Source organism: Klebsiella pneumoniae (genome assembly GCF_000742135.1).
In the GTDB taxonomy this organism is placed as follows: Bacteria; Pseudomonadota; Gammaproteobacteria; order Enterobacterales; family Enterobacteriaceae; genus Klebsiella; species Klebsiella pneumoniae.
In genome coordinates this window covers 4,814,302-4,838,572 of record NZ_KN046818.1, presented here as the reverse complement: position 1 = coordinate 4,838,572, position 24,271 = coordinate 4,814,302, and the positions used below count along the sequence as shown (strand labels likewise).

Below are 24,271 nucleotides of genomic sequence, written 5' to 3'. Positions count from 1 at the left end.
AGGATTATTCCACGATGAACAGCGGCTTGCCAGTCATCTCTTGCGGGATTTCCATTCCCATCAGCGACAGCATGGTCGGGGCGATGTCGGAAAGTTTGCCGCCGTTGACCGCTTTGACCGCTTTATTACCGACGTAGATCAGCGGAACCGGCAGATTGGTATGGGCGGTGTGCGCCTGGCCGGTGGCCGGGTCGCGCATCTGCTCGGCGTTGCCGTGGTCGGCGGTGATCAGCAGCTGGCCGCCAACGGATTCCACCGCCTGAGCCACCTGGTCGATGCAGCGATCCAGCGCTTCAACCGCTTTTACGGCTGCTTCCATCACCCCGGTATGGCCAACCATATCGCCGTTCGGGTAGTTACAGATGATGGTATCGTATTTTCCGCCTTTGATGGCGGCGACCAGTTTCTCGGTCAGCTCGGCGGAGCTCATTTCCGGCTGCAGATCGTAGGTCGCCACTTTCGGCGAGTTAATCAGGATCCGCTCTTCGCCTTTAAACGGCTCTTCTACGCCGCCGTTGAAGAAGAAGGTGACGTGAGCGTATTTTTCAGTTTCGGAGATGCGCAGCTGGGTTTTATCGTGCTTCGCCATCCACTCGCCGAAGGTATTGGCCAGCGAGGCGGGCGGATAGGCGCAGGCGATTTTGATGTCGGCGGCGTATTCGGTGAGCATCACGAAATCGAGATTAACCACTTTCTTACGCGCAAAGCCGTCGAAGTCGGCGTTGACGAAGGCGCGGGTGATTTCACGCGCGCGGTCGGCACGGAAGTTCATGAAGATCAGCGCGTCGCCGTCTTCCATTGCGGCATCGGCCTGGCCGGCGGCGCGGATAACGGTCGCTTTCACGAATTCGTCGTTTTCGTCACGGGCGTAGGCGGCCTGCAGACCCGCGACGGCGGTATCGGCCTGGAATTCGCCTTTGGCCAGGGTCAGCAGATCATAAGCTTGTTCTACGCGATCCCAGCGGTTGTCGCGGTCCATGGCGTAATAGCGGCCGATGAGCGATGCGATGCGACCTTTGCCCAGCGCGGCAAATTTGGCTTCGAATGTCGCCAGCGTTTTTTCCGCACTGCGCGGCGGCGTATCACGGCCATCGAGGAAGGCGTGCAGGTAGATCTTCTCAGCGCCGCGCTCTGCCGCCAGCTCCACCATCGCCATGATGTGATCTTCGTGGCTGTGGACGCCGCCTGGCGACATCAGGCCCATGATATGTACTGCTTTGCCGGCGGCAACCGCTTTATCGACCGCGGCGGTCAGTACCGGGTTGGCGAAGAAGGTGCGTTCTTTAATTTCCACATCGAGACGGGTCAGGTCCTGATAGACGATACGACCGGCGCCCAGGTTGACGTGGCCTACTTCGGAGTTCCCCATCTGACGGTCCGGCAGGCCGACTTCGAGGCCGGATGCATCGATCAGGGTATGTGGACGTTTGGCCCACAGCGCGTCCATTACCGGCGTTTTAGCGCTATAAATGGCGTTATCCTGTTGGTCTTCGCGATAGCCGTAGCCATCCAGAATCACCAGTACCATAGGTTTTTTAGAAACCGACATTGCGACAACCTCATGCTCAAAGACAGAAATTTTGCGTAATTTTACTACAGCTGAATCGTTTAAATCCCCGTGAAAGATCAAAGAAAGGGAGCGGCCGGGCCGCGCCGGGTCAGCGAGAGCGGCTTTTTTTCGCCACCGCCCGCAGAAAATACATTACATCGCGCTCACTGGCTGTAATTGCCGCAAGGCACAGGTATACTCCTTTCCTGGTTTTTTTCTCACTTAGTCGGGAGTTGTAACCCCCCATGCAAGAAATTATGCAATTCATCGGCCGTCATCCGGTCCTGAGCATCGCGTGGATCGCGCTGCTGGGTGCGGTAGTGTTCACCACCTTCAAGGGGCTGATGTCGAAAGTTAAAGTCATCACCCGTGGTGAAGCGACGCGTCTTATCAATAAAGAAGATGCGGTGGTGGTCGACCTGCGTCAGCGTGACGATTTCCGTAAAGGCCATATTGCCGGCGCTATTAACCTGCTGCCCAGCGATATCAAAGCCAATAACGTCGGCGAGTTGGAAAAACACAAATCGCAACCCATTATTGTGGTAGACGGTTCCGGCATGCAGGCGCAAGAGCCCGCCAGCGCGCTGAACAAAGCCGGGTTTGAAAAAGTCTTTGTACTGAAAGAGGGCATTGCTGGCTGGAGCGGCGAAAACCTCCCTCTGGTACGCGGCAAATAACTTACCTCGCGTGGTGATGCCGCCGCGTTTTCTCCTTCACGCCTGACGTGAAGGGAACACAGGCTGCGGCGTAAAACCCTCAGGGTAACAACAGGAGTGAAGTCATGGCCAATATTGAGATCTACACCAAAGCGACCTGCCCGTTCTGCATCCGCGCGAAAGCGCTGCTGAACAGTAAAGGCGTAACGTTCCATGAGTTGCCGATCGATGGCGATGCCGCGAAGCGTGAGGAGATGATCCAGCGCAGCGGACGGACGACGGTTCCGCAGATTTTTATTGATGCGCAGCACATTGGCGGCTGTGACGACTTGTATGCGCTTGATTCACGTGGTGGACTTGATCCCCTCTTGCGCTAATTTTTGCGCGCTTTCCCTGGCGGAAGCGCGTATTTAAGGACAACACGAAAGGGTTTTACTATGTCAGAACAAAACAGCACCGAAATGACCTTCCAGATCCAGCGTATCTATACCAAAGATATCTCTTTTGAAGCGCCGAACGCGCCGCAAGTTTTCCAGAAAGACTGGCAGCCGGAAGTTAAACTTGATCTGGATACCGCCTCCACCCAGCTGGCTGAAGGCGTTTATGAAGTGGTGCTGCGTGTGACCGTGACCGCTGCGCTGGGCGAAGAAACCGCGTTCCTCTGTGAAGTACAGCAGGGCGGTATTTTCTCCATCGACGGCATCGAAGGCACCCAGATGGCGCACTGCCTCGGCGCATACTGCCCGAACATTCTGTTCCCGTACGCGCGCGAGTGCATCACCAGCCTGGTTTCCCGCGGTACCTTCCCGCAACTTAACCTTGCGCCAGTGAACTTCGACGCGCTGTTCATGAACTATCTGCAGCAGCAGGCTGGCGAAGGTGCTGAACAACATCAGGATGCCTGATGAACGCACTTAATGCTGCAATGACTGTGATCGGTGCCGGCTCTTACGGCACCGCTCTTGCCATCACCCTGGCAAGAAATGGCCACCACGTTGTGCTGTGGGGCCATGACCCGAAACATATCGCGACGCTGCAACACGATCGCTGCAACGCCGCGTTCCTTCCCGATGTGCCTTTCCCGGATACGCTGCATCTTGAGAGCGACCTGGCCACCGCGCTGGCCGCCAGCCGCGACATCCTTGTCGTGGTGCCGAGCCATGTATTCGGTCAGGTGTTACGCCAGATTAAACCGTTGATGCGTTCCGACGCGCGGCTGGTGTGGGCCACCAAAGGCCTGGAGGCCGAAACCGGCCGTCTGCTGCAGGACGTGGCGCGTGAAGCGCTGGGCGATGATATTCCGCTGGCGGTGATCTCGGGGCCAACCTTCGCCAAAGAGCTGGCCGCCGGCCTGCCGACGGCGATTTCGCTGGCGGCCACGGATCCGCAGTTTGCGGAAGACCTTCAGCGTCTACTGCACTGCGGCAAAAGCTTCCGCGTCTACATCAACCCGGACTTTATCGGCGTGCAGCTCGGCGGCGCGGTGAAAAACGTCATTGCCATCGGGGCAGGTATGTCGGATGGCATCGGCTTCGGCGCCAATGCGCGTACGGCGCTGATTACCCGTGGGCTGGTGGAAATGTCCCGCCTCGGCGCGGCGCTGGGCGCCGATCCGGAAACCTTTATGGGCATGGCCGGCCTCGGTGACCTGGTGCTCACCTGCACCGACAACCAGTCCCGTAACCGTCGCTTCGGCATGATGCTCGGCCAGGGTATGGACGTGCAGAGCGCCCAGGACAAGATTGGCCAGGTGGTTGAAGGCTACCGCAATACCAAGGAAGTTCGCGTTCTGGCACAGCGTTTAGGTGTCGAAATGCCAATAACCGAGGAAATTTATCAGGTATTGTATTGCGGAAAAATTGCGCGCGAGGCAGCATTGACCTTATTGGGTCGCGCCCGCAAGGACGAGCGCAGCAGCAATTAGCTTTCCTTTGTCACCTGAATGACCCTGCCAGCGCAGAACTGGCAGGTCATTACTATATCGCCTGGAGTATGCAATGCCGTGTGAAGAACTGGATATCGTCTGGAATAATATTAAAGCCGAAGCCCGGGCTTTGGCTGACTGTGAGCCGATGCTCGCCAGTTTTTACCACGCAACGCTACTCAAGCATGAAAATCTCGGCAGCGCGCTGAGCTATATGCTGGCCAACAAGCTGGCTTCCCCGATTATGCCGGCGATCGCCATTCGCGAAGTGGTGGAAGAGGCCTACGCCGCCGATCCGGAAATGATCGCCTCCGCCGCCTGCGATATTCAGGCGGTGCGCACGCGCGACCCGGCGGTGGATAAATACTCCACGCCGTTGCTCTATCTGAAGGGTTTCCATGCCCTGCAGGCCTATCGTATCGGCCACTGGCTGTGGACTCAGGGGCGACGCGCGCTGGCGATTTTCCTGCAAAATCAGGTCTCCGTCTCTTTCCAGGTGGATATCCACCCGGCGGCGAAAATCGGCCGCGGGATCATGCTGGACCATGCCACCGGCATTGTGGTCGGCGAAACGGCGGTGATTGAAGATGACGTCTCTATTCTGCAGTCGGTCACCCTCGGCGGGACCGGTAAAACCAGCGGCGACCGTCATCCGAAAATTCGCGAAGGCGTAATGATTGGCGCCGGGGCGAAGATCCTCGGCAATATTGAAGTCGGGCGTGGCGCGAAGATTGGCGCCGGTTCGGTGGTATTGCAGCCGGTTCCGCCGCACACCACCGCGGCGGGCGTACCGGCGCGTATCGTCGGCAAGCCGGAGAGCGACAAGCCGGCGATGGATATGGATCAGCATTTCAACGGCATCCACCACACCTTCGAGTACGGCGACGGGATTTGATGTATTGCCATTTGCCGCTGCTAAGCACAGAAATGTAGCCCGGATAAGGCGCAACGCGCCGTAATCCGGGAACCGCTCAGGTTAGCTGCGCAAGACCGCGCCAGGATACCCCAGCTGGCGCCAGGCTTCATACACCACCACCGACACCGCGTTTGACAGGTTCATACTGCGGCTGTCCGGCATCATCGGAATACGGATTTTCTGCTCCGGCGGCAGGGCATCGAGGATGCTGGCCGGCAGACCGCGGGTTTCCGGGCCAAACATCAAGAAATCGCCGTCCTGATAGCTCACTGCGCTGTGCGCAGGCGTGCCTTTGGTGGTCAGGGCGAACAGACGCTGCGGCTGCGCGCTGGCGACAAACGCCGCGTAATCCGCATGGCGCTGCACGGCAGTGAACTCGTGATAGTCCAGTCCGGCGCGTCTCAGGCGTTTATCGTCCCAGGTGAAGCCCATCGGCTCAATGATATGCAGACTGAAGCCCGTGTTGGCGCACAGGCGGATAATATTCCCGGTGTTCGGCGGGATCTCTGGTTCGAATAACACGATGTTCAGCATACTGCCCCCTTAATTGCGGGGGGCAGAATAGCAGATATTTGGCGAACCCTCACCCTGAGGGAGAGGGGCGGCGTAAGGGAAAACGTGGAGAATTACGCGGCGTTATTCTGCTTCAGCGCATCGAAGGTCTGCAGCGCTTCCGCGTTCTGCACCAGCGAATCACGGCTGATTTCACGGATGCTTTTCGCCCCGGTGAGGGTCATCGCCACTTTCATCTCTTTCTCGATGAGGTTCAGCAGATTCGCCACGCCCTGCTTACCGTGGGTCGCCAGGGCGTACAGGTAAGCGCGGCCCAGTAGCACGCTGTCGGCGCCCAGGGCGATCATCCGCACCACGTCGAGCCCGTTGCGGATGCCGCTGTCTGCGAGAATAGTGATGTCGCCTTTCACCGCGTCGGCAATTGCCGGCAGGGCGCGGGCCGAGGAGAGCACGCCATCGAGCTGGCGGCCGCCGTGGTTGGAGACGACAATGCCGTCAGCGCCGAAACGCACCGCGTCGCGGGCGTCCTCCGGATCGAGGATCCCTTTGATCACCATCGGACCGTCCCAGAAATCGCGGATCCACTCCAGGTCTTTCCATGAAATCGACGGATCGAAGTTATTCGCCAGCCAGCCAATGTAATCCTCAAGCCCGGTCGGTTTGCCGAGATAGGCGGAGATATTGCCCAGATCGTGCGGGCGACCGTTAAGGCCGACGTCCCACGCCCACTGCGGATGGGTGACGGCCTGCCAGTAGCGGCGCAGGGCGGCGTTCGGGCCGCTCATGCCTGAATGGGCGTCGCGGTAGCGGGCGCCGGGAGTCGGCATATCGACGGTAAAGACCAGCGTCGAGCAGCCGGCGGCTTTGGCGCGCTCCAGCGCATTGCGCATAAAGCCGCGGTCGCGCAGGACATACAGCTGGAACCACATCGGGCGCTTGATGGTCGGGGCGACCTCTTCGATCGGGCAGACGGAAACGGTAGAGAGGGTGAACGGAATGCCTTTGTCGTCCGCCGCGCCGGCGGCCTGCACTTCGCCGCGGCGGGCGTACATCCCGCACAGCCCGACCGGCGCCAACGCCGTCGGCATCGCCAGCTTCTCGTTGAATAATGTCGTTTCCAGACTCAGGTCCGACATATTGCGCAAAATACGCTGGCGCAAGGCTACATCGGAAAGGTCCTCGACGTTGCGGCGCAGGGTATGTTCGGCGTAGGCGCCGCCGTCAATATAGTGGAACAGAAACGGCGGCAGGATACGCTGTGCGGCGGCGCGATAGTCGCTGGCGGCGGAAATAATCATCACGAGTTCTCCCTGGAATTTTCATTGTGGTCACCGGGCAGGCGGGTAATTCGCGCCTGGCGGGCCTGGTCTTCATCAAAACGTTTGATGGTGGCGTGGACAAAGCCTAAGTGGCCCATCATCGCCTGGCGCGCCGCCTCGGCGTCGCCGGCGACAATCGCCTCCATGACGGCCTGGTGCTGTTCGGTCAGGCGGGCAAACACCGGCGGCACCTGATACATGCGCTGGCGGCTCTGCTTAACGGAGGAGTGCAGCAGGTCGAAAAAGCCGCGCATGGTTTGCAGGAGCACCACGTTATGCGAGGCTTCGGCGATCGCCAGGTGAAAGCGGACATCCGCCTGCGAGGCGATATCCGGGTCTTCACTCTGGGTCGCTTCAAAGCACAGACGAATTATTTCTTTATCGGCGTCGGTGGCGCGCATCGCCGCGTGCCACGCGGTGCTGGCTTCGATGGCGTGGCGAGCTTCGAGGATATCGAAGCTGTAGTCCGGGTCATCGGCCAGCAGCGTCTTCAGCGGCTGGACGATGTTTTGCTCTGACCACGGCTCATGCTGAAAGCGGACGAAGGTGCCGCCGCCGCGACGGCTCAACAGCACCCCTTCATTGACCAGCATCGCCAGCGCTTCGCGTAGGGAATTGCGTGAGACGCCGAGCTGGGCGGCGAGCTGGCGCTCGGCGGGCAGTCGCATGCCCGCCTCCAGCTGTTGTTCTTCAATCAGCGCCCGGACGCGACGCGCCACGTCGTCGGCCAGGCGTTTAGGCATCACTATCACGGGATCATCCAGGTTAAAACGTAGGCCTGCAGCGTGGTGATCAGCCCCACCATGCAGGTGAAGATCAGGCTATGTTTGACGGTAAAGCGGAACAGATCCGACTCTTTGCCCACCAGGCCTACCGCGGCGCAGGCGATGGCGATCGACTGCGGGGAAATCATCTTGCCGGTAACGCCGCCGGTGGTATTAGCCGCGACCAGCAGAATATCGGAGACGCCAATCTGCTGCGCCGCCGTTGCCTGCAGCGCGGCGAACAGGGCGTTAGACGAGGTGTCCGAACCGGTCAGGAATACCCCCAGCCAGCCAAGGAACGGCGAGAAGAAGGTAAACGCGTGGCCGGTATGGGCCAGCGCCAGGGCCAGGGTCGACGACAGCCCGGAATAGTTAGAGATAAAGGCGAACGCCAGCACCATGCCGATAGAGTAGATCGGCAGCGCCAGATCCTTCAGCGTCCCGGCGAAGGTGGTCAGCGCATCTTTCGGCTTCATGCGCAGCCAGACGATGGACAGCAGGGCGGCGAACAGAATGGCGGTGCCGGTTGCCGACAGCCAGTCGAATTTATACACCGCGGCGTAGGGCGTCGCGGCGCTAACCACCGGCGGCATACGGGCAACCATTTTGTCGAGGAACGGTACCGAAATATTGATAACGAAGTCATACATCGCGCCGCCAGGAGCGAACAGCGCTTTGAATGGCGGCACGCTCCACAGGGTCACGGTGGCTGTCAGGAACAGGAACGGCGACCAGGCGCGGATCACTTGTCCCGCCGTGTAGCGTGTGCGGGCCAGCGTCATATCCACCTGCGAGGCGCCGAGATCGCCGAAGCGGAAGATGCGTACCGGCTGCCAGCGTTTGAGGAACAGGGTCAGACAGACCAGGGAGACCAGCGACGAGATGATATCCGGCAGCTCCGGGCCAAGGAAGTTCGAGCTGAGGTACTGGGCAATAGCGAACGAACCGCCTGCGACTATCACCGCCGGCCAGGTCTCTTTAATGCCGCGCCAGCCGTCCATAATCGCCATGATCCAGAACAGCACGATAATGGTCAGGAACGGCAGCTGGCGGCCCACCATCTGGCCGATGGCGAAGCTATCGATACCGGTCACCTGGCCGGCGACCAGAATCGGGATGCCCATCGCGCCGAAGGCCACCGGCGCGGTGTTGACGATCAGGCACAGGCCAGCCGCATACAGCGGGTTAAACCCGAGACCAACCAGCAGCGCGGCGGTAATCGCGACCGGTGCGCCGAAACCCGCCGCCCCTTCGAGAAAGGCGCCGAACGAGAAGCCGACGATCAGCATCTGCAGGCGCTGGTCCGGCGTAATCGACAGAATCGATGAGCGGATGATGTCGAACTGTCCGGTCTTCACCGAGATTTTATAGACGAAGACCGCGGCGATAATAATCCACGCGATAGGCCACAGGCCGTAGAAGAAGCCGTAGACCACCGAGGCTAAGGCGCGGTCCACCGGCATTTTATAGAACAGCAAGGCAACGACCAGCGCGATTGCGACGGTCCAGGTGGCAGCGATGTAGCCTTTCAGTTTGAGCTTAATCAGCGCAAAAAAGAAAAACAGAATCGGTAGCGATGCGATAAGACTGGATAACCAGATATTACCGGCGGGATCGTAGTTTTGTTGCCAGAGATTCATGCAGGGTCTCCATCGGGCCGCCAGGAGGGGAGGGCTGAGTCTGCGCTCATTGCCGATCCCACCGAAGGTAAAATTGGCCCGGCCAATTAAGGGTATCAGGGTTGATGACAACGAATGGTTAATCAGATGTTGCTCTTAAGCAACGTGTTTGTGATGGGATTTGATGGATTTGTGAACTACCAGGGGGTGGATGAAATTATTGGTTGGACCAATCGACTCGGCTGAAGGTAAAAATGTGGGGAAGTGAAGACAGAATAGCCCTCTCCGTACGGAGAGGGCTGGGGATCAAAATTCGCTGCGGGCGAAACCGGTCATCTCTTTCAGACCCATTTCCCGGCCCAGGGCGGTCATCGGATGGACAACCACCAGGCCGCGAACGCTTTTCTTCAGCTTGCCCATATCGGCCTGCTCTTTTTTGGTAATCGCGCGGCGGAACGGCAGGCTCATCAGCTTCTGCGCCTCTTTGCTCAGCTTCTGGCTCTGGACGGAACGCAGACGTTCAATCTCCGTTTCCAGAGTGGCTTTTTCTTTTTCCAGTTCAGCGTATTTATCGGCGGCTTCCACCAGCGACAGCTCGGCCTGCTGGTGGCGGATGGCGTCGAGACGATCGCTCAGACGCTTGATTTCATTCTTTTCGACTTCTTTCATGGTGATTTGATCTGTTAATAAAGGGGCTTCATTCGCCTATAGTATGTGCCGTGACCGCTATTGTTGATAGCTATTTATCAAAAATTCGCCGTTTGTCGCCCGCGGAATGCAATATCATTTATCGCTAATAATTTGAATTTTATTAATATTCCGCCTAATACCCGTTCTAATTTCATTTCTGTGAAGCCTGTCGGCAGATAAGCACGTTTTCCTTAACCCACGCTGGTGAATTGGCTAATGCTTAATCAGATTATTCCCAAAAGGAGGACGTGATGGCAAAGATCGGCGACGGCGTACCACGTTTAATCGACAAAGCGGTTGATTTTATGGCTTCCAGTCAGGCGTTTATGGAGTATTTGAAAAAGTCTCCGCGTCTGCAGCATGTACCGCGAGACATTCCTCAGGATAAGGAAGCGTTGTTCCTGCAGCGTCTGGAATATTATCGTCAGCTTTACCGGCCGACCTGCGACCAGACGGAACCGGAATCAGAGCGTTGATTTCTGAAAGGCTTTTTTTAAGCTGATTCGTGAAATCAGCTCAGTCAGGGACAGCACCATCGTTGAGCGCACCATCTGCTGGTAACGCAGTTTCTGCATTGCCAGCAGTTCGGCATCGCTGTCATCAAATTGTGGCGTTGGCGGCAGGGCGGCGACGCAGTGCAGCTCGCCGAACGGACCGATAATTTCGTCGTCGGTAAAGCTGTACTCATTGCCGTCGTGGTTAAGCTCTTCGCGCAGGGCCATCAGCAGCTCGGCGTCTTCATATTCGGCACGACTTATCACCCCAAGGCCATAAATCAGCTTCAGGCGTACAGAGAGATCGCCGAGCGGCCCGCTGCCCTCCAGCAAGGGCTCGACGGCGTATTTCACCGCGTAGTCGTCTTTACGGAACACCTGAAGCACCAGAATATTGACCGCTTCCGTTAACAGCTCGACGGTGGCGATCAGGAAGCTTCGTACGGTTTTGCCAGCATTCAGACGCTCAAGCACACGGTTTTCAAATGCTTGTGTTTCTTCCATCATTGCCTGCATATCTGACAGGAGTCGTAATGGGCGCGACGTCGGCCGCGCCAGGTTGTGCATCATTTTTCCGCGTTGTAGTCGTTAACGGCCTCCGCGACGACATCACTTGCGGCATCCAGGCCGGAAATCTGCGCCAGCGCGGCCTGCGGCCCCTTGTCGGCGATCAGTGCCGCTAGCTCCTGCGCCTGCGGATCGTCTTCGCTACGGAAATGCATCGCCGCCGCAATCCCTTTCACCAGGTTGCGGTGCGGCAGCCCGTATTCCAGTGTACCCAGCAGCGGCTTAATTAAACGGTCTCCAGCGCTCAGTTTGCGCAGCGGCTGACGGCCAACGCGCTCAACATCGTCTTTCAGGTACGGGTTCTCGAAACGGCCAAGTATTTTCTGGATATAAGCCGCGTGCTTCTGCGGGTCAAAGGCGTAACGTTTGATCAGCACCGCGCCGCTCTCTTCCATCGCGCCCTGCACGACGGCACGAATTTTCTCGTCGAGGATCGCGTCGCGAATCGTCTGATGGCCCGCCAGTTTTCCGAGGTAGGCGGTTATAGCATGCCCGGTGTTCAAGGTGAAGAGCTTGCGTTCGACAAATGCCATCAGGTTATCAGTTAATTCCATTCCCGGGATAGTCGGCAGCGCGCCCTTGAACTGAGTCTTATCGACAATCCATTCGCTAAAGGTTTCCACGGTGACTTCCAGCGGGTCATGAGTGGCGGAAGCCGATGGCGGAACAATACGGTCTACGGCAGAGTCGACAAAGCCGATATGCGCTTCCACCCACGCTTTATCTTCTTCCGCCAGCGCGTTAAACACGTGGCCTTTTAACTGCGTGGTGCCGCGCACCATATTTTCGCAGGCGATGATGTTCAGGGGGCGTTCGGTGCCCTGCGCTTTGCGCTGCGCCAGCCCTTTGGCGATCGCTGGCGCGATGCGCTCGAGCACGACGGGACCGACGGCGGTGGTGACCAGATCCACCCCAGCGATCAGGTCCACAACCTCATCGCCGATGCTGCTGACGGCATTGACGCCGGAGACGGTGTCCACCTGCTCATTCTCACCGACGACGTGAACCTGATAGCTATGACGGGCATTCAGGGCATCAAGTACGGTCTGATTGACATCGGCAAACGTCAGTTCGATGCCCGCGTCGGCCAGCAATTTACCGATAAAGCCACGTCCGATATTACCTGCGCCAAAATGTAATGCTTTCATAGTATTAACCTTCAATTAATGTTTTCACCTGAGAGGGCTGGGGTGAGGCCTTTCCCCTCACCCCAACCCTCTCCCAAAGGAGAGGGTTGGATAGCGCTGATTATTTATTTAACAGTGCCAGAACTTCGTCGACGCTGGTGGTTTTCGCCAGGCGCTCAATCACGGTTTCGTCATCCAGGGCGTTAGTCAGACTGGTGATAACCTGAATGTGCTCGTTATTACGAGCGGCGATGCCGATGACCAGACGCGCGACTTCATCTTCTTCTTCACCGAAGCGCACGCCTTCCGGGTACTGGCAGAAGACGACGCCGGTTTTCAGCACGCGGTCCTTCGCTTCGATGGTGCCGTGCGGTACCGCGATGGACTCGCCGAGATAGGTCGAGGTCAGTTTTTCGCGATCCAGCATCGCCTGCACATATTCCGGCTCGACGTAGCCGCCTTTCACCAGCTGCTCACCGGCGAAGCGAATGGCTTCTTCTTTGGTGGCTGCTTTGCGACCGAGGAAGATGTTATCCGCGCCCAGCTGGAACAGGTTGTTGTTAGTATCGTCAAAGCTGTCTTTCAGGCTATCGGTGACTTTGACTTCGTTGTCGATGTGGCGCTGGGCCGCGACCAGGCGCTCGGTCAGGCTGGTGTACAGACCGCTGTCGAGGAAGTTGGTCAGCGAAATATGCTGCGCCTGCGGTACTTGGCGCATGGCGCGCTCGGTAAGGTCGCGGTGGGTGATGACCAGGTCAACATCCGGCGGCAGGTTATTGATTGCGCTGTTGGTGACCGAGATGTTGCTCAGCCCGGCATCCTGCACTTTCTTGCGCAGTACCCCGGCGCCCATGGCGCTGGAACCCATCCCGGCGTCGCAGGCGACGATGATTTTACGCACATGGCTCAGGTCGTTGGTGACATTGCCGGCCGCCAGCGGGCTGGCGCCTTTGGATTCCGCTTTCATGTCATGCATACGACGCGTTGCGGCTTCGATATCGTCTTCTTCTTTGACTTTGCTGGTCTTGAGCAGAACCGCAGAGACCACGAAGGAGACCGCCATCGCTGCGATAATCGCGGCGATGTTAGCGAAGTAGGCGCCTTTCGGCGTCATCGCCAGTACCGCCAGGATAGAGCCTGGGGAAGCCGGGGAAACCAGACCGCCATTAAGGATAGTCAGGGTGAAGACACCGGTCATCCCGCCGAGGATAACGGCCAGGATCAGGCGCGGGTTCATCAGCACGTACGGGAAGTAGATTTCATGGATACCACCCAGGAAGTGGATGATAGCCGCCCCGCCTGCAGACTGTTTTGCGCTGCCGCGGCCAAAGAACATGTACGCCAGCAGAACGCCCATCCCTGGACCCGGGTTAGCTTCAATCAGGAAGAAGATGGATTTACCCAGCTCGTGGGACTGCTGAATACCCAGCGGCGAGAAGATACCGTGGTTGATGGCGTTGTTAAGGAACAGGATTTTTGCCGGTTCGACGAAGATAGACGCCAGCGGCAGCATGTCGTGCGCCACCATAAAGTTAACGCCAGCCGCCAGAATTTTCGACAGAACTTCGACCGCCGGGCCGATGCCGAGGAAGGCCAGAATGGCGAGGATCATCCCGATGATGCCGGCGGAGAAGTTATTCACCAGCATTTCAAAACCGGATTTGATCTTACCGTCTACCCAGTTATCGAATTTCTTGATGCAGTAGCCGCCCAGCGGGCCGGCAATCATGGAGCCGAGGAACATCGGCATATCCGCGCCGACGATAACGCCCATGGTGGTGATCGCCCCGACCACGCCGCCACGTTCGCCGCCGACTAATTTACCGCCGGTGTAACCGATCAGCAGCGGCAGCAGGTAGGTGATCATCGGACCGACCAGCTTCGCCAGCGTTTCGTTTGGCAACCACCCTGTCGGAATGAAAAGCGCGGTGATGATACCCCACGCGATAAACGCGCCGATATTCGGCATCACCATATTGCTGAGGAAACGACCAAAGCTTTGCACTTTGATCTTGATATCGGATGACATAAAACACCCCTTCTTCTGTTTTGCGTAGCGCGCAGGCTTAAAGCCCGAGGTTTGTTGTTAATGTGGCGGCAGAGGTAGCCGGGCCCTGATTGATAGTGCGAAATCTGGCACTGAATCGTTTAGCTGTCCAGCCAGCGCCCTTTTATGTGATTTGGATCACATGAATATAGGGGGCTAAGAGGGTTTTGTAGTGATGATGATCACAAAATTACTGTGTAAAAAAACAACACAGCGCCTTTTTAGCCGCTGATCTGCCTTTTTGTGTGATATTTGTCACATTTTTGTTTCGTGTTTTTGTTGTTTGTTTGTGATTTTGATCACAAAGAATTTCGCGAGGGGTTTACGCCGCTGTGATCTCGGCCCGGTTTTGCTTCCACGCCGGGATGACCCTGTAACTAAGCAACCTTAATTGCCGAATAACTTTTTTACGCCGGATGGCATAAATGAAAGGCGTGAATTATCCTCAAAATAGCGGGGCGAATATCAGTATATTGTGAATAAAATCAGATAAATAATTCCCGTAAAGCCGAACCGATAGAGCCACTCAGCGCGTCGAGAAAGGCGAGGCGCTATTTACGATTGACCCGGCGCCCTATCAGGCGCGAGTCGACCGCCTGCAGGCCAACCTGGTAACGACGCTGTACTGTATTAACGTCCCCAAGCCGCAGCTCTCTGAGGCCAGGCCAATACCACCCGCGTGTCGACGGAACGCGATCGCTTGAACAAGGGCTATCAGCATTACCCGATGGTATCTACGCGCAGGTGGCGCTCTACTCCGACCATTTCACCCACGTCTCGGTGATGCGTAAAGTGCTGCTGCGGATGACCAGCTGGATGCACTACCTCTATCTCGATCATTAATGCGATCGGCGGCAGGTTGAGCCGGACGCTCACCTGCCTTTTGTCCTGCCCTGAGCCATACTCATATCTTTGTTGGCGATAATTTGTTGGCGATAAGGAGCAGGCTATGAAACTGATCGGCAGCTACACCAGTCCCTTTGTGCGCAAAATCTCCGTGATCCTGCTGGAAAAGCGCATCCCTTTTGAGTTTGTCAACGAATCCCCCTACAGCGAAAGCAACGGTGTGGCGCGCTATAACCCGCTGGGCAAGGTACCGGCGCTGGTGACGGACGACGGTGAGTGCTGGTTTGACTCCCCGGTCATCGCCCAGTATCTGGAGCTGCTGGGCGTAGCGCCGCCGATGATCCCCGCCGACCCCAGAGCCGCTCTCAGGATGCGCCAGCTAGAGGCGCTGGCGGATGGCGTGATGGAGGCCGCCCAGTCGCTGGTGCGTGAAAAGGCTCGCCCGGGCGCGCAACAGTCAGAACACGAACTGCTCCGCCAGCGGGAGAAAGTGGCTCGCGGTCTCGACAGGCTGGAAGCCTGCGCGGCAGACGGAACGCTGCGCGGCGACGAGGTTAATCTGGCGACCATTTCCACGGCCTGCGCCATTGCTTATCTGAACTTTCGCCGCGTAGCGCCGGGCTGGTGCGCCACCCGGCCGCAGCTGGTGAAGCTGGTGGATGCGTTGTTCCAGCGCGCCAGCTTTGCGCGCACTGAACCGCCGCGGACTTGACCCAGGCAGGTAACAGTTTGCGCAAGGAGGCGTTACAATCGCCGCTGATTGTTGACTCCCTCTCCCGTCGGGAGGGGGGAAAATAACTTACCGCCAGGCCCATTCATGACTACCGAAATTCGTGCGCTTTATACCCGGCTTCCGGCCATTGACCGCTTACTACGCGACCCCGCTTTTTCTCCCCTGCTGGCGCAGCACGGCCATTCGCAGGTGGTGGCGCAGCTGCGCCAGATGCTGGATGAGGCGCGGGAACAGATTAGCCAACGGCAGACGCTCCCTGACTGGAGCCATGACTGGCAGCACGCCTGTGAGCAGCGGCTCACCGCCGGCCAGCGGAGCGCCCTGCGTCCGGTGTTTAATCTCACCGGTACGGTATTGCATACCAATCTGGGGCGCGCCATTCAGGCGGAGTCGGCCGTGGAGGCGGTCGCCAGCGCGATGCGCGCGCCGGTGACGCTCGAATATGATCTCGACGACGCCGGGCGCGGCCATCGCGATCGCGCCATTGCCGATCTGCTGTGCCAGATCACCGGCGCGGAAGACGCCTGTATCGTGAACAACAACGCGGCGGCCGTTCTGCTGATGCTGGCGGCCACCGCCAGCGGTCGCGAAGTGGTGGTCTCTCGCGGCGAACTGGTGGAGATCGGCGGGGCATTTCGCATCCCCGACGTGATGCGCCAGGCGGGTTGCCAGCTGCACGAAGTGGGTACCACCAACCGCACCCATGCCAAAGATTATCGCCAGGCGGTGAATGACAATACCGCGCTGCTGATGAAGGTTCACACCAGCAACTACAGCATTGAAGGCTTTACCAAAGCCGTCGACGAAGCGGAGCTGGCGGCCATTGGCCGCGAACTGGACGTCCCGGTGGTGGCCGACCTGGGCAGCGGGTCGCTGGTGGATCTCAGCCAGTATGGCCTGCCGAAGGAGCCGATGCCGCAGGAGATGATCGCCGCCGGGGTGAGCCTGGTCAGTTTCTCCGGCGACAAGCTGCTCGGTGGCCCGCAGGCCGGGATTATCGTCGGCAAACGCGCGCTGATTGCCCAGCTGCAAAGCCATCCGCTGAAGCGGGCCCTGCGCGCCGATAAAATGACCCTCGCGGCGCTGGAGGCTACGCTGCGCCTCTATCAGCACCCGGAGGCGCTGAGGGAGAAATTGCCGACGCTGCGCCTGCTCACCCGTCCGGCGGAGGAGATCCGCCGGCTGGCTGAACGCCTGCAGCCTGACCTGGCGGCACACTATGCTGATTTTGCCGTCAGCGTGGCAGCCTGCCAGTCGCAGATTGGCAGCGGCTCGTTACCCGTCGACCGCCTGCCCAGCGCGGCGTTGACCTTTACCCCGCATGACGGCCGCGGTAGCCGGCTGGAGGCGCTGGCGGCCCGCTGGCGCGCGCTGCCGTGTCCGGTGATTGGCCGCATTTATGACGGTCGGCTCTGGCTGGACCTGCGCTGTCTGGAAGATGAAACCCGCTTTATGGAGATGTTGTTACGATGATTATTGCCACCGCTGGACATGTTGACCACGGCAAAACGACGCTGCTGCAGGCGATAACCGGCGTGAATGCCGATCGTTTGCCGGAAGAGAAAGCGCGGGGAATGACGATCGATCTCGGCTATGCCTACTGGCCGCAGCCGGACGGGCGGGTGCTGGGATTTATTGACGTTCCCGGGCACGAAAAGTTTTTGTCCAACATGCTGGCGGGGGTGGGGGGTATTGACCATGCGCTGCTGGTGGTGGCCTGCGATGACGGGGTGATGGCGCAAACCCGCGAACACCTGGCGATCCTGCAGTTGACCGGAAAGCCGACGCTGACCGTGGCGCTGACCAAAACGGACCGCGTGGCGGCCGCCAGGGTGGCGGAGGTTCAGGCTGAGGTCGAGCAGACCCTGGGCGAGCTGGGCTTTGACGCCGTCGCTTTCTTTCCCACCGCGGCGGCGGAAAACATCGGTATTGCGGAACTGCGCAGCCATCTGCTGCAGCTTGCGGAGCGCCCCCGCCCGCAGCAGCAGCGGTTTCGCCTGGCGCTGGATCGCGCTTTTACCGTCAAAGGCGCGGGGCTGGTGGTCACCGGGACGGCGCTCTCCGGCGAAGTACGGGTCGGGGATACCCTATGGCTTACCGGCGTCAACACGCCGATGCGCGTCCGCGGCCTGCATGCCCAGAATCAAGCGGTTGAGCAGGCGCACGCCGGGCAGCGCATTGCGCTGAATATTGTCGGCGATGCGCAAAAAGAGGCAGTGCACCGCGGCGACTGGCTGCTCTCCTCACCACCGCCGGAGCCAGCAGAACGGGTGATTGTCGAGCTGCAGTGCCATACGCCGCTCAGCCAGTGGCAGCCGCTGCATATTCACCATGCTGCCAGCCACATTACCGGCCGGGTGTCGCTTCTTGAGGGCAACCTGGCGGAGCTGGTGCTGGATACTCCGCTGTGGCTGGCGGATAACGACCGGCTGGTGCTCCGCGATATCTCTGCTCGCTTGACGCTGGCGGGCGCACGGGTGGTGACGCTGGATCCTCCGCGTCGCGGCAAACGTAAACCGGAATATCTGCAGTGGCTGCACGCCCTGGCAGCGGTCGGCGCTGACGATGCGCAGGCGCTGGAGTTACATCTGCAGCGGGATGCCGTCCGGCTTGAGCACTTCGCCTGGGCGCGGCAGCTCAGCGAAGCCGGAATGGCGGCCCTGATCCAGCGACCGGACTATCTGCAGGCCGGACAGCGCCTGCTTAGCGCGCCGCTTGCCGCCCGCTGGCAGCGAAAATTGCTGGATGCCCTTGCGCGCTACCATGAGCAGCATCGAGACGAGCCGGGCCCTGGCCGGGAGCGCCTGCGCCGCATCGCGCTGCCGATGGAAGATGAAGCGCTGGTGCTGCTGCTGATTGAGCAGATGCGCGAGAGCGGCTTAGTCCACAGCCATCACGGCTGGCTGCATTTGCCGGAGCATAAAGCCGGGTTTACCGACGAGCAGCAGGCGGTCTGGCATAAGGTGGAGACTCTGTTCGGCGACGATCCGTGGTGGGTGCGCGATCTTGCGCGCGAAGTCCATGTTGAAGAGTCACTGATGCGCGCGGTGCTGCGCCAGGCGGCGCAGCAGGGGATGATTACCGCGATCGTCAAGGATCGTTACTACCGCAACGATCGCATTGTGCAGTTCGCCCAGCGGGTGCGCGAGCTGGATCGGCTGCGCGGTTCAACCTGCGCGGCGGATTTCCGCGATACCTTAAACGTAGGGCGGAAGCTGGCGATCCAGATCCTGGAGTATTTCGATCGGATTGGCTTCACCCGCCGTCGCGGTAACGATCATATCCTGCGCGATAAGGCATTGTTCCGGTAATCATGATCGCCTGTTCCCCGGCGGGCAGCGCATGGCGGCCTGCCGGGGAACAGAATGTCAGCCTTGTCCGTAATAGGCGTTGGCGCCGTGCTTGCGCAGATAGTGTTTATCCAGCAATACCGACTGCATCTCCGGCAGCTGAGGCGAGAGCTGGCGTGAGAACAGCCCCATATACGCGCACTCCTCCAGCACCACGGCGTTATGTACGGCGTCGGCGGCGTCTTTTCCCCAGGCGAACGGACCGTGTGAATGGACAAGTACCGCCGGGATTTGCGCCGGATCGAGGCGCCGTTCTTCAAAGGTCTGAATAATCACTTCGCCAGTCTGATACTCATATTCCCCGTTAATTTCCTCTTCGGTCATCAGGCGGGTACAGGGGATCGCGCCATAGAAGTAGTCGGCGTGGGTGGTGCCCCAGGCGGGCAGATCGAGACCCGCCTGCGACCAGATCGTGGCGTGGCGGGAGTGGGTATGCACGATCCCGCCGATCTGCGGATAGCGGCGGTAAAGCGCCAGATGGGTCGGGGTATCTGATGACGGTTTTTTGCCGCCGGCCACCACCTTGCCGCTGGCGATCTCGACCACGACCATATCCTCGGCGGTCATCACGTCGTATTCCACGCCGGAAGGTTTAATCACCATCAGCGTGCGCGTTTCATCAACCGCGCTGACGTTGCCCCAGGTAAACGTCACCAGCTGGTGCGCCGGGAGCGCCAGGTTGGCCGCCAGCACCTCGGCTTTTAACTGTTCTAACATGCAAATCCTCCTTCCTGCATCCGCGCTTCTATCCAGCGTCGGGCCTCGATAATTTCCAGTACCGGCTCTTTGGCTTTTTCCGTCCACATCTCAATCAGGAATGCGCCGCGATAGTTCAGCTCATGCAGCGTTTTGAAGATGCCGACAAAATCCACACAGCCTTCGCCAAACGGTACGTCGCGGAACTGACCTGGGCTTTGCGCGGTGACCGGCTGGGTATCTTTTAAATGAATGGCGGCGATGCGATCGATACCCAGCTTCAGCTCGGCGGTGACGTCGTTCCCCCAGGCGCTAAGGTTGCCCACGTCCGGGTAGACCGAGAACCACGGCGAGGCGAGCATCTCATCCCACTTTTTCCATTTGCTGATGGAGTTCATAAAAGCGGTATCCATGATCTCCACCGCCAGCATCACCTGCGCCGCCGCGGCCTGTTCCACCGCCCATGCCAGCCCTTCGGCGAAGCGCTGTTGGGTACCTTCATCATGCGCTTCATAATAGACGTCGTACCCTGCCAGCTGGATGGTGCGGATGCCGAGATCGCGCGCCAGATGGATAGCTTTGCTCATGATCTCCCGCGCCCGCTGGCGCACGGCCGCATCGCGGCTGCCAAACGGGAAACGGCGATGGGCAGAGAGGCACATCGACGGGATCGCCACCCCGGTTTCCAGCATGGCGGTGACCAGCGAGGCGCGCTGCGCCGGGCTCCAGTCGAGACGCGACAGCCGCTCGTCGGTCTCATCCACCGACATCTCGACGAAATCAAAGCCGCAGCTTTTCGCCAGCACCAGCCGCTCCGGCCAGCTGAGATCTTTCGCCAGCGCCTTCTCATAGATCCCTAACGGATGGTTACGCATGCTTATCTCCCCAGATAGCATCGATCTGCGCATGGAAAGCCGCAGCGACCTGCGCCGGTTGCGGTGCTCCGGCCAGCGCGCGTCCGGCAATAAACGCTTTCACCTGAATATCTTTGAACAAGGGCAGATCGGCCGGGGTGATGCCGCCGGTAATCGACAGCTGAAGGCCGATATCAGAGAGCGCTTTCATCCGCGCCAGATCGGCGTCACTCCACTGTTGTCCGCTGGCCTGAGCGTCGCGGCCGCGATGGTAAATCGCCTGACGGACGCCGGTGCGGTACCAGGCGCGGGCGTCATCCAGCGTCCAGTTACCGAACAGCTCGATCTGAATTTCGCCGCCGCAGGCCTGCGCGACGGCGTGGCCCTTCTCAACGGTGGCGAGCGGCGCGGCGCAGATGATGGTCATCCAGTTAGCGCCGGCGGCAAAGGCCTGCTGGGCCAGCGTTTCCCCCGCATCGGCAACCTTCCAGTCGGCGACGATGAGTTTATCCGGGCACTGGGCGCGCAGAGCTTTCACCGCGCTCAGGCCTTCGGTTAAGCAGAGGATGGTACCGGCTTCAACGATATCGACGTGGTCCTGTAGCAGGGCGACATCGCGGCTGGCGGCTTCCAGGCTGGTGTGGTCGAGCGCCAGTTGCAGTAATGGTCGGCTCATAATGCATGCTCCTTAATGCGGGCGTGGTAGCCCTGTAGTGCTTCAATCAGATTCTGGTAATGGTGATATTTGTGCTGGTAGCGCGCGTGGGCGGCCATGTCGGGCAGCAGCGTGCGCACCGGATGCTGAAGGTGGCGGCAGGCGTCGTTGAAATCGCAATAGACGCCAGTGCCGACCCGGGCGGCGAGCGCGGCGCCAAAGCAGCCGGTCTCTTCAACCTGCGGCAGCTCGACGCGCAGGCCGCTGACGTCCGCCAGCATCTGCATCCAGACGTCAGAGTGCGCCGGGCCGCCGGTGACGCGCAGGGCCTGCACGCGGGTAAAGCGTTCGCGCATGCGGTTGAGGTGGGTCATGTGGCTGAAAACGACGCCCTCATAAATCGCCTGCAGCAGGTGCGCGCGAGTGTGGAGCGCCTGCATACCGTAGAAGCCGCAGGTCATCTCCAGTCCGGCGTTGCTGCCGTAGAGAAATGGCAGAAAAAAGAGGCCGCTACCGGCCTTCGGCAGGCTGGCGACGGCCTGATTGATCTCGTCAAAAGAGAGTTCACCCCACTGGGCAGTGAACCATTCGAGGTTGCCCGACGAGGTGGGGCTGGCTTCGTGAACGATGTACTGCCCGTCGTTAACGTAACGGCCGTAGACGTAAGGGTGCGCTTCATGGTCGCGCAGGCCATGGGTGATCCCGCTGGTGACGGCCCAGGTGCCCATCACCGCGTTGAGTGTGAATTCATCTTCAATACCGGCGCAGAGTGCGGTGGAGACCACATCAAACAAGCCGCCGACGACGGGGGTACCCGCCGCCAGACCGGTGATGGCGGCTGCCTGAGGGGTGATCTCCCCGCCTTTTTCTGCTGAACCGACGACAGGCGGCAGCGCACTGTCAATTTCGCCGATCCCCAGCCATTGCGTCAGGCGTGGATCGTACTGGCCGCTAGTCATGTTGTAGAGATTGGATTCAGAGATGTTGCTCTCTTCGCACCCTTTCACGCCGGTCAAACACCAGCGCAGATAGTCATGGCCCATCATCACGCAGCCAATTTGCGCGTAGCGCTGCGGTTCATTTTCTTTCACCCAGCGCAGCAGTGAAGCCGGGTGACCGGTCCACAGGGTCTGGCGGGTGACGGGATAGAGTTTTTCCGGGATCCCGTCCTGTTGCCAGCGCTGGACGATCGCCAGCGCCCGACGGTCGGAAGAGAGCATGGCATGGCCCAGCGGGCGATCCTGTTTATCTAGCAGGAACAGCCCCTTACCCTGCGCGGAGATGCCCACGCCTTTAATTTGTTCGCCGTGGATACCGGTACGTTGTAACAGGCCGGCGATGGTGGCGGCGCATTGTTGCCAGAGCTGGTCCATGTCGCGTTCGGCGTAACCCGGCAAGGGCGATAGCGTCTGCAGCGATTGCCGGTTAATGCCATGTTCACGGCCTTGCGCGTCATATAATCCCGCTTTCAGATACGTTCCGCCGCAATCAATGCCCAGCCAGAAGCGTGCTTTCTCACTCATTTTTCATCTCTCAATGTTGCCGGATGGCGCTGCGCTTATCTGGCCTGTGGGAGAATGCCCCACAGGCCAGGCGCGGTATTACGCGGCGTGCTTCCGCGGATTCATCGTATTGACGGGCGTGGCGCCGGCATCGCATTTCGCCGGCAGCAGCAGGGCCATCAGCGCGGCCAGCGCCAGGGAGATAGCCAGGCAATACACCCCCGCGTCTTTGCTGTAGAGGGTGATCAGGACGCCCACCGCATAGGGGCCGCAGAAACCGCCAAGATTGCCGAGGGCGTTGATGACCCCGCGCGCGCCGCCGGCCATTTCGGCGCTGAACAGCCGTGCCGGAATGGTCCAGAACACGCCCGCCGCCGATTGCAGGAAGAATCCGCAGCCGACCAGCGCGGCGTAGGCCAGCCAGATCTGGCTCTTCAGAGCCACCGACAGGAACATGCACAGGGCAAAACCAATCAGTGGCAGGCAGAAAAACAGCTTGCGTTTGCCGGTACGATCCGAGAGAGAAGAGAACAGGAACATGCCGGCAATGGCGCCAACGTAGGGCAGAATGGCGAGCACCCCAACCTGGCCCATGCTGCTGTGAGTCAGTTCTTTGAGGATGGTGGGCAGCCACAGGGTGTAACCGTAAATCCCGGTCTGATAGAAGAAGTTCAGTGCGATAAGCTGCCACATGGTTTTATCGGAAAGCACCGCGCCGAGAGAGGCGTTTTTCACCTCGGTGCCGGCAATGGCCCTTTGCTCGGCGGCCAGCGTTTCCACCAGATAATTCTTTTCGGCATCGGAGATCCAGCGCGCTTCCTGTGGGCGGTCATAAACGGCATAGGTCCACAGCAGCAGGACAACCACCGAGAGTAACCCTTCAATAATAAACAGCCAGCGCCAGTCGAGAACGGTGATGATCCAGCCGGAAAGCGGAGCCGTGATGATCCCGGCGATAGGGACAAACATAATGACAATGGCGTTAGCGCGCCCGCGTTCGGCGTCCGGGAACCAGTTGCTGATCATGGTTAGCACTACCGGGAGCATCCCACCTTCCGCCACCCCCAGCAGGAAGCGCAGCACCAGCAGCTGATACTGGTTGGTGATTAATCCCGTCAGGACGGAGATCACCGCCCAGGCGACCAGCGACCAGCCAATAAACATCTTGCCGCTACCGTGAACGGCAATCTTGCCGCCGGGAACCTGTAAGAACAGATAACCAATAAAGAAAATGCCGCCGGCCAGTCCCGCCATGGTGGCGGAAATACCGAGTTCAGCATCCATACCGCCCGGCATTGCAAAAGCAATATTGACGCGGTCCATATAAGAGATAATACAGGCGATCAGAATGGGTGGAATAATTCGCAGCCAACGCTGACGTGGGACTTCATTTAGTCCTGGTCTAGAGGTCATATTCATATTTATAGTCTCGTAGAGTAAGTGTTCTTTT

23 protein-coding genes and 2 pseudogenes are annotated in these 24,271 nt (G+C 59.2%); 11 read left to right on the top strand and 14 right to left on the bottom strand.

Going from position 1 to position 24,271, the window contains the following annotated elements:
• Positions 1-4: 4 nt before the first annotated feature.
• Positions 5-1,549 (bottom strand): 2,3-bisphosphoglycerate-independent phosphoglycerate mutase, encoded by a 1,545-nt coding sequence (gene gpmM, locus DR88_RS03125; protein ID WP_025860772.1) that lies wholly within the window; start codon positions 1,547-1,549, stop codon positions 5-7.
• 245 nt (positions 1,550-1,794) lie between these two features.
• On the opposite strand from gpmM, the gene DR88_RS03130 reads away from it, so the two are divergent.
• The 5 genes from DR88_RS03130 to cysE all read left to right on the top strand — a co-directional run bounded on the left by DR88_RS03130 (position 1,795) and on the right by cysE (position 5,024).
• Positions 1,795-2,226 (top strand): rhodanese-like domain-containing protein, encoded by a 432-nt coding sequence (locus tag DR88_RS03130; RefSeq protein WP_002922436.1) that lies wholly within the window; start codon positions 1,795-1,797, stop codon positions 2,224-2,226.
• A gap of 104 nt (positions 2,227-2,330) precedes the next feature.
• Positions 2,331-2,582, top strand: coding sequence for a glutaredoxin 3 (gene grxC, locus DR88_RS03135; RefSeq protein WP_002922429.1), 252 nt, complete (start codon positions 2,331-2,333; stop codon positions 2,580-2,582).
• A 60-nt stretch (positions 2,583-2,642) separates the two neighbouring features.
• Positions 2,643-3,110: a protein-export chaperone SecB gene (gene secB / locus DR88_RS03140; RefSeq protein ID WP_002922428.1), complete on the top strand. Its 468-nt coding sequence runs from the start codon at positions 2,643-2,645 to the stop codon at positions 3,108-3,110.
• A complete protein-coding gene (gene gpsA, locus DR88_RS03145) occupies positions 3,110-4,129 on the top strand; it encodes an NAD(P)H-dependent glycerol-3-phosphate dehydrogenase (protein WP_002922427.1) in 1,020 nt (339 codons plus the stop codon). Before secB ends, gpsA begins: the two co-directional genes overlap by 1 nt.
• Before the next feature lie 73 nt (positions 4,130-4,202).
• The gene (gene cysE, locus DR88_RS03150) at positions 4,203-5,024 is read left to right on the top strand and encodes a serine O-acetyltransferase (RefSeq protein WP_002922426.1); all 822 of its coding nucleotides are present in this window, start codon (positions 4,203-4,205) and stop codon (positions 5,022-5,024) included.
• An 81-nt stretch (positions 5,025-5,105) separates the two neighbouring features.
• Here the strand turns inward: cysE and trmL are convergent, their stop codons facing one another.
• From trmL to DR88_RS03175, 5 genes are all read right to left on the bottom strand, one after another.
• Positions 5,106-5,579, bottom strand: a complete 474-nt coding sequence (gene trmL / locus DR88_RS03155) for a tRNA (uridine(34)/cytosine(34)/5-carboxymethylaminomethyluridine(34)-2'-O)-methyltransferase TrmL (RefSeq protein ID WP_002922423.1) — start codon at positions 5,577-5,579, stop codon at positions 5,106-5,108.
• Between the two features lie 92 nt (positions 5,580-5,671).
• The gene (lldD, locus tag DR88_RS03160) at positions 5,672-6,856 is read right to left on the bottom strand and encodes an FMN-dependent L-lactate dehydrogenase LldD (RefSeq protein ID WP_002922420.1); all 1,185 of its coding nucleotides are present in this window, start codon (positions 6,854-6,856) and stop codon (positions 5,672-5,674) included.
• A complete protein-coding gene (gene lldR, locus DR88_RS03165) occupies positions 6,856-7,629 on the bottom strand; it encodes a transcriptional regulator LldR (RefSeq protein WP_032443996.1) in 774 nt (257 codons plus the stop codon). The genes lldD and lldR overlap by 1 nt, the downstream gene beginning before the upstream one ends.
• A complete protein-coding gene (lldP, locus tag DR88_RS03170; RefSeq protein ID WP_002922413.1) occupies positions 7,626-9,281 on the bottom strand; it encodes an L-lactate permease in 1,656 nt (551 codons plus the stop codon). Before lldP ends, lldR begins: the two co-directional genes overlap by 4 nt.
• Before the next feature lie 285 nt (positions 9,282-9,566).
• Complete coding sequence (locus DR88_RS03175) at positions 9,567-9,929, bottom strand: YibL family ribosome-associated protein (protein WP_002922410.1); 363 nt, start codon at positions 9,927-9,929, stop codon at positions 9,567-9,569.
• A gap of 272 nt (positions 9,930-10,201) precedes the next feature.
• Between DR88_RS03175 and DR88_RS03180 the strand changes: the two genes are divergently transcribed.
• Positions 10,202-10,426 carry a hypothetical protein gene (locus DR88_RS03180; protein WP_002922402.1) on the top strand — a complete coding sequence of 75 codons (225 nt, stop codon included), beginning with the start codon at positions 10,202-10,204 and terminating at the stop codon, positions 10,424-10,426.
• On the opposite strand, the gene mtlR is transcribed toward DR88_RS03180, so the two are convergent.
• From mtlR to mtlA, 3 genes are all read right to left on the bottom strand, one after another.
• Positions 10,415-11,011, bottom strand: a complete 597-nt coding sequence (gene mtlR / locus DR88_RS03185; RefSeq protein WP_002922401.1) for a mannitol operon repressor MtlR — start codon at positions 11,009-11,011, stop codon at positions 10,415-10,417. The two genes, DR88_RS03180 and mtlR, sit on opposite strands and share 12 nt — an antisense overlap.
• A complete protein-coding gene (gene mtlD, locus DR88_RS03190; RefSeq protein WP_004150175.1) occupies positions 11,011-12,159 on the bottom strand; it encodes a mannitol-1-phosphate 5-dehydrogenase in 1,149 nt (382 codons plus the stop codon). Before mtlD ends, mtlR begins: the two co-directional genes overlap by 1 nt.
• Positions 12,160-12,259: 100 nt before the next feature.
• Positions 12,260-14,167, bottom strand: coding sequence for a PTS mannitol transporter subunit IICBA (mtlA, locus tag DR88_RS03195; protein WP_002922397.1), 1,908 nt, complete (start codon positions 14,165-14,167; stop codon positions 12,260-12,262).
• 524 nt (positions 14,168-14,691) lie between these two features.
• Between mtlA and DR88_RS31540 the strand changes: the two are divergent.
• From DR88_RS31540 to selB, 5 genes and pseudogenes are all read left to right on the top strand, one after another.
• A pseudogene (locus tag DR88_RS31540) lies at positions 14,692-14,909 on the top strand (hypothetical protein); the annotation flags it as partial.
• Positions 14,897-15,028: pseudogene (locus tag DR88_RS31535) on the top strand (hypothetical protein); the annotation flags it as partial. The pseudogenes DR88_RS31540 and DR88_RS31535, both read left to right, overlap by 13 nt.
• A 106-nt stretch (positions 15,029-15,134) precedes the next feature.
• Positions 15,135-15,743, top strand: a complete 609-nt coding sequence (locus DR88_RS03200) for a glutathione S-transferase (protein WP_025860775.1) — start codon at positions 15,135-15,137, stop codon at positions 15,741-15,743.
• A gap of 105 nt (positions 15,744-15,848) precedes the next feature.
• Complete coding sequence (selA, locus tag DR88_RS03205; RefSeq protein WP_004186109.1) at positions 15,849-17,237, top strand: L-seryl-tRNA(Sec) selenium transferase; 1,389 nt, start codon at positions 15,849-15,851, stop codon at positions 17,235-17,237.
• Positions 17,234-19,075, top strand: coding sequence for a selenocysteine-specific translation elongation factor (selB, locus tag DR88_RS03210; RefSeq protein WP_002922367.1), 1,842 nt, complete (start codon positions 17,234-17,236; stop codon positions 19,073-19,075). Before selA ends, selB begins: the two co-directional genes overlap by 4 nt.
• 57 nt (positions 19,076-19,132) lie before the next feature.
• Here selB and araD read toward each other — a convergent pair whose 3' ends face one another.
• From araD to DR88_RS03235, 5 genes are all read right to left on the bottom strand, one after another.
• Positions 19,133-19,831, bottom strand: a complete 699-nt coding sequence (gene araD, locus DR88_RS03215; RefSeq protein WP_021440878.1) for an L-ribulose-5-phosphate 4-epimerase — start codon at positions 19,829-19,831, stop codon at positions 19,133-19,135.
• Positions 19,825-20,685 (bottom strand): L-ribulose-5-phosphate 3-epimerase, encoded by an 861-nt coding sequence (locus tag DR88_RS03220; RefSeq protein ID WP_004889283.1) that lies wholly within the window; start codon positions 20,683-20,685, stop codon positions 19,825-19,827. The genes araD and DR88_RS03220 overlap by 7 nt, the downstream gene beginning before the upstream one ends.
• The gene (gene ulaD, locus DR88_RS03225; RefSeq protein WP_004889285.1) at positions 20,678-21,340 is read right to left on the bottom strand and encodes a 3-keto-L-gulonate-6-phosphate decarboxylase UlaD; all 663 of its coding nucleotides are present in this window, start codon (positions 21,338-21,340) and stop codon (positions 20,678-20,680) included. Before ulaD ends, DR88_RS03220 begins: the two co-directional genes overlap by 8 nt.
• On the bottom strand, positions 21,337-22,842 hold the full coding sequence (locus DR88_RS03230; protein ID WP_004150169.1) for an FGGY-family carbohydrate kinase: 1,506 nt from the start codon (positions 22,840-22,842) through the stop codon (positions 21,337-21,339). The genes ulaD and DR88_RS03230 overlap by 4 nt, the downstream gene beginning before the upstream one ends.
• Before the next feature lie 78 nt (positions 22,843-22,920).
• Positions 22,921-24,240, bottom strand: a complete 1,320-nt coding sequence (locus DR88_RS03235; protein WP_004150168.1) for an MFS transporter — start codon at positions 24,238-24,240, stop codon at positions 22,921-22,923.
• Between the last annotated feature and the right edge of the window lie 31 nt (positions 24,241-24,271).

What these genes read in the sequence shown, in the direction of transcription:
- secB (WP_002922428.1), top strand. Translation starts at nt 2,643, where the DNA reads ATGTCAGAACAAAACAGCACCGAAATGACCTTCCAGATCCAGCGTATC.
- lldD (WP_002922420.1), bottom strand. Translation starts at nt 6,856, where the DNA reads ATGATTATTTCCGCCGCCAGCGACTATCGCGCCGCCGCACAGCGTATC.
- selB (WP_002922367.1), top strand. Translation starts at nt 17,234, where the DNA reads ATGATTATTGCCACCGCTGGACATGTTGACCACGGCAAAACGACGCTG.
- ulaD (WP_004889285.1), bottom strand. Translation starts at nt 21,340, where the DNA reads ATGAGCCGACCATTACTGCAACTGGCGCTCGACCACACCAGCCTGGAA.
- trmL (WP_002922423.1), bottom strand. Translation starts at nt 5,579, where the DNA reads ATGCTGAACATCGTGTTATTCGAACCAGAGATCCCGCCGAACACCGGG.
- grxC (WP_002922429.1), top strand. Translation starts at nt 2,331, where the DNA reads ATGGCCAATATTGAGATCTACACCAAAGCGACCTGCCCGTTCTGCATC.
- selA (WP_004186109.1), top strand. Translation starts at nt 15,849, where the DNA reads ATGACTACCGAAATTCGTGCGCTTTATACCCGGCTTCCGGCCATTGAC.
- mtlR (WP_002922401.1), bottom strand. Translation starts at nt 11,011, where the DNA reads ATGCACAACCTGGCGCGGCCGACGTCGCGCCCATTACGACTCCTGTCA.
- mtlD (WP_004150175.1), bottom strand. Translation starts at nt 12,159, where the DNA reads ATGAAAGCATTACATTTTGGCGCAGGTAATATCGGACGTGGCTTTATC.
- DR88_RS03220 (WP_004889283.1), bottom strand. Translation starts at nt 20,685, where the DNA reads ATGCGTAACCATCCGTTAGGGATCTATGAGAAGGCGCTGGCGAAAGAT.
- DR88_RS03180 (WP_002922402.1), top strand. Translation starts at nt 10,202, where the DNA reads ATGGCAAAGATCGGCGACGGCGTACCACGTTTAATCGACAAAGCGGTT.
- cysE (WP_002922426.1), top strand. Translation starts at nt 4,203, where the DNA reads ATGCCGTGTGAAGAACTGGATATCGTCTGGAATAATATTAAAGCCGAA.
- lldP (WP_002922413.1), bottom strand. Translation starts at nt 9,281, where the DNA reads ATGAATCTCTGGCAACAAAACTACGATCCCGCCGGTAATATCTGGTTA.
- DR88_RS03235 (WP_004150168.1), bottom strand. Translation starts at nt 24,240, where the DNA reads ATGAATATGACCTCTAGACCAGGACTAAATGAAGTCCCACGTCAGCGT.
- DR88_RS03230 (WP_004150169.1), bottom strand. Translation starts at nt 22,842, where the DNA reads ATGAGTGAGAAAGCACGCTTCTGGCTGGGCATTGATTGCGGCGGAACG.
- DR88_RS03200 (WP_025860775.1), top strand. Translation starts at nt 15,135, where the DNA reads ATGAAACTGATCGGCAGCTACACCAGTCCCTTTGTGCGCAAAATCTCC.
- gpmM (WP_025860772.1), bottom strand. Translation starts at nt 1,549, where the DNA reads ATGTCGGTTTCTAAAAAACCTATGGTACTGGTGATTCTGGATGGCTAC.
- DR88_RS03175 (WP_002922410.1), bottom strand. Translation starts at nt 9,929, where the DNA reads ATGAAAGAAGTCGAAAAGAATGAAATCAAGCGTCTGAGCGATCGTCTC.
- araD (WP_021440878.1), bottom strand. Translation starts at nt 19,831, where the DNA reads ATGTTAGAACAGTTAAAAGCCGAGGTGCTGGCGGCCAACCTGGCGCTC.
- mtlA (WP_002922397.1), bottom strand. Translation starts at nt 14,167, where the DNA reads ATGTCATCCGATATCAAGATCAAAGTGCAAAGCTTTGGTCGTTTCCTC.
- gpsA (WP_002922427.1), top strand. Translation starts at nt 3,110, where the DNA reads ATGAACGCACTTAATGCTGCAATGACTGTGATCGGTGCCGGCTCTTAC.
- DR88_RS03130 (WP_002922436.1), top strand. Translation starts at nt 1,795, where the DNA reads ATGCAAGAAATTATGCAATTCATCGGCCGTCATCCGGTCCTGAGCATC.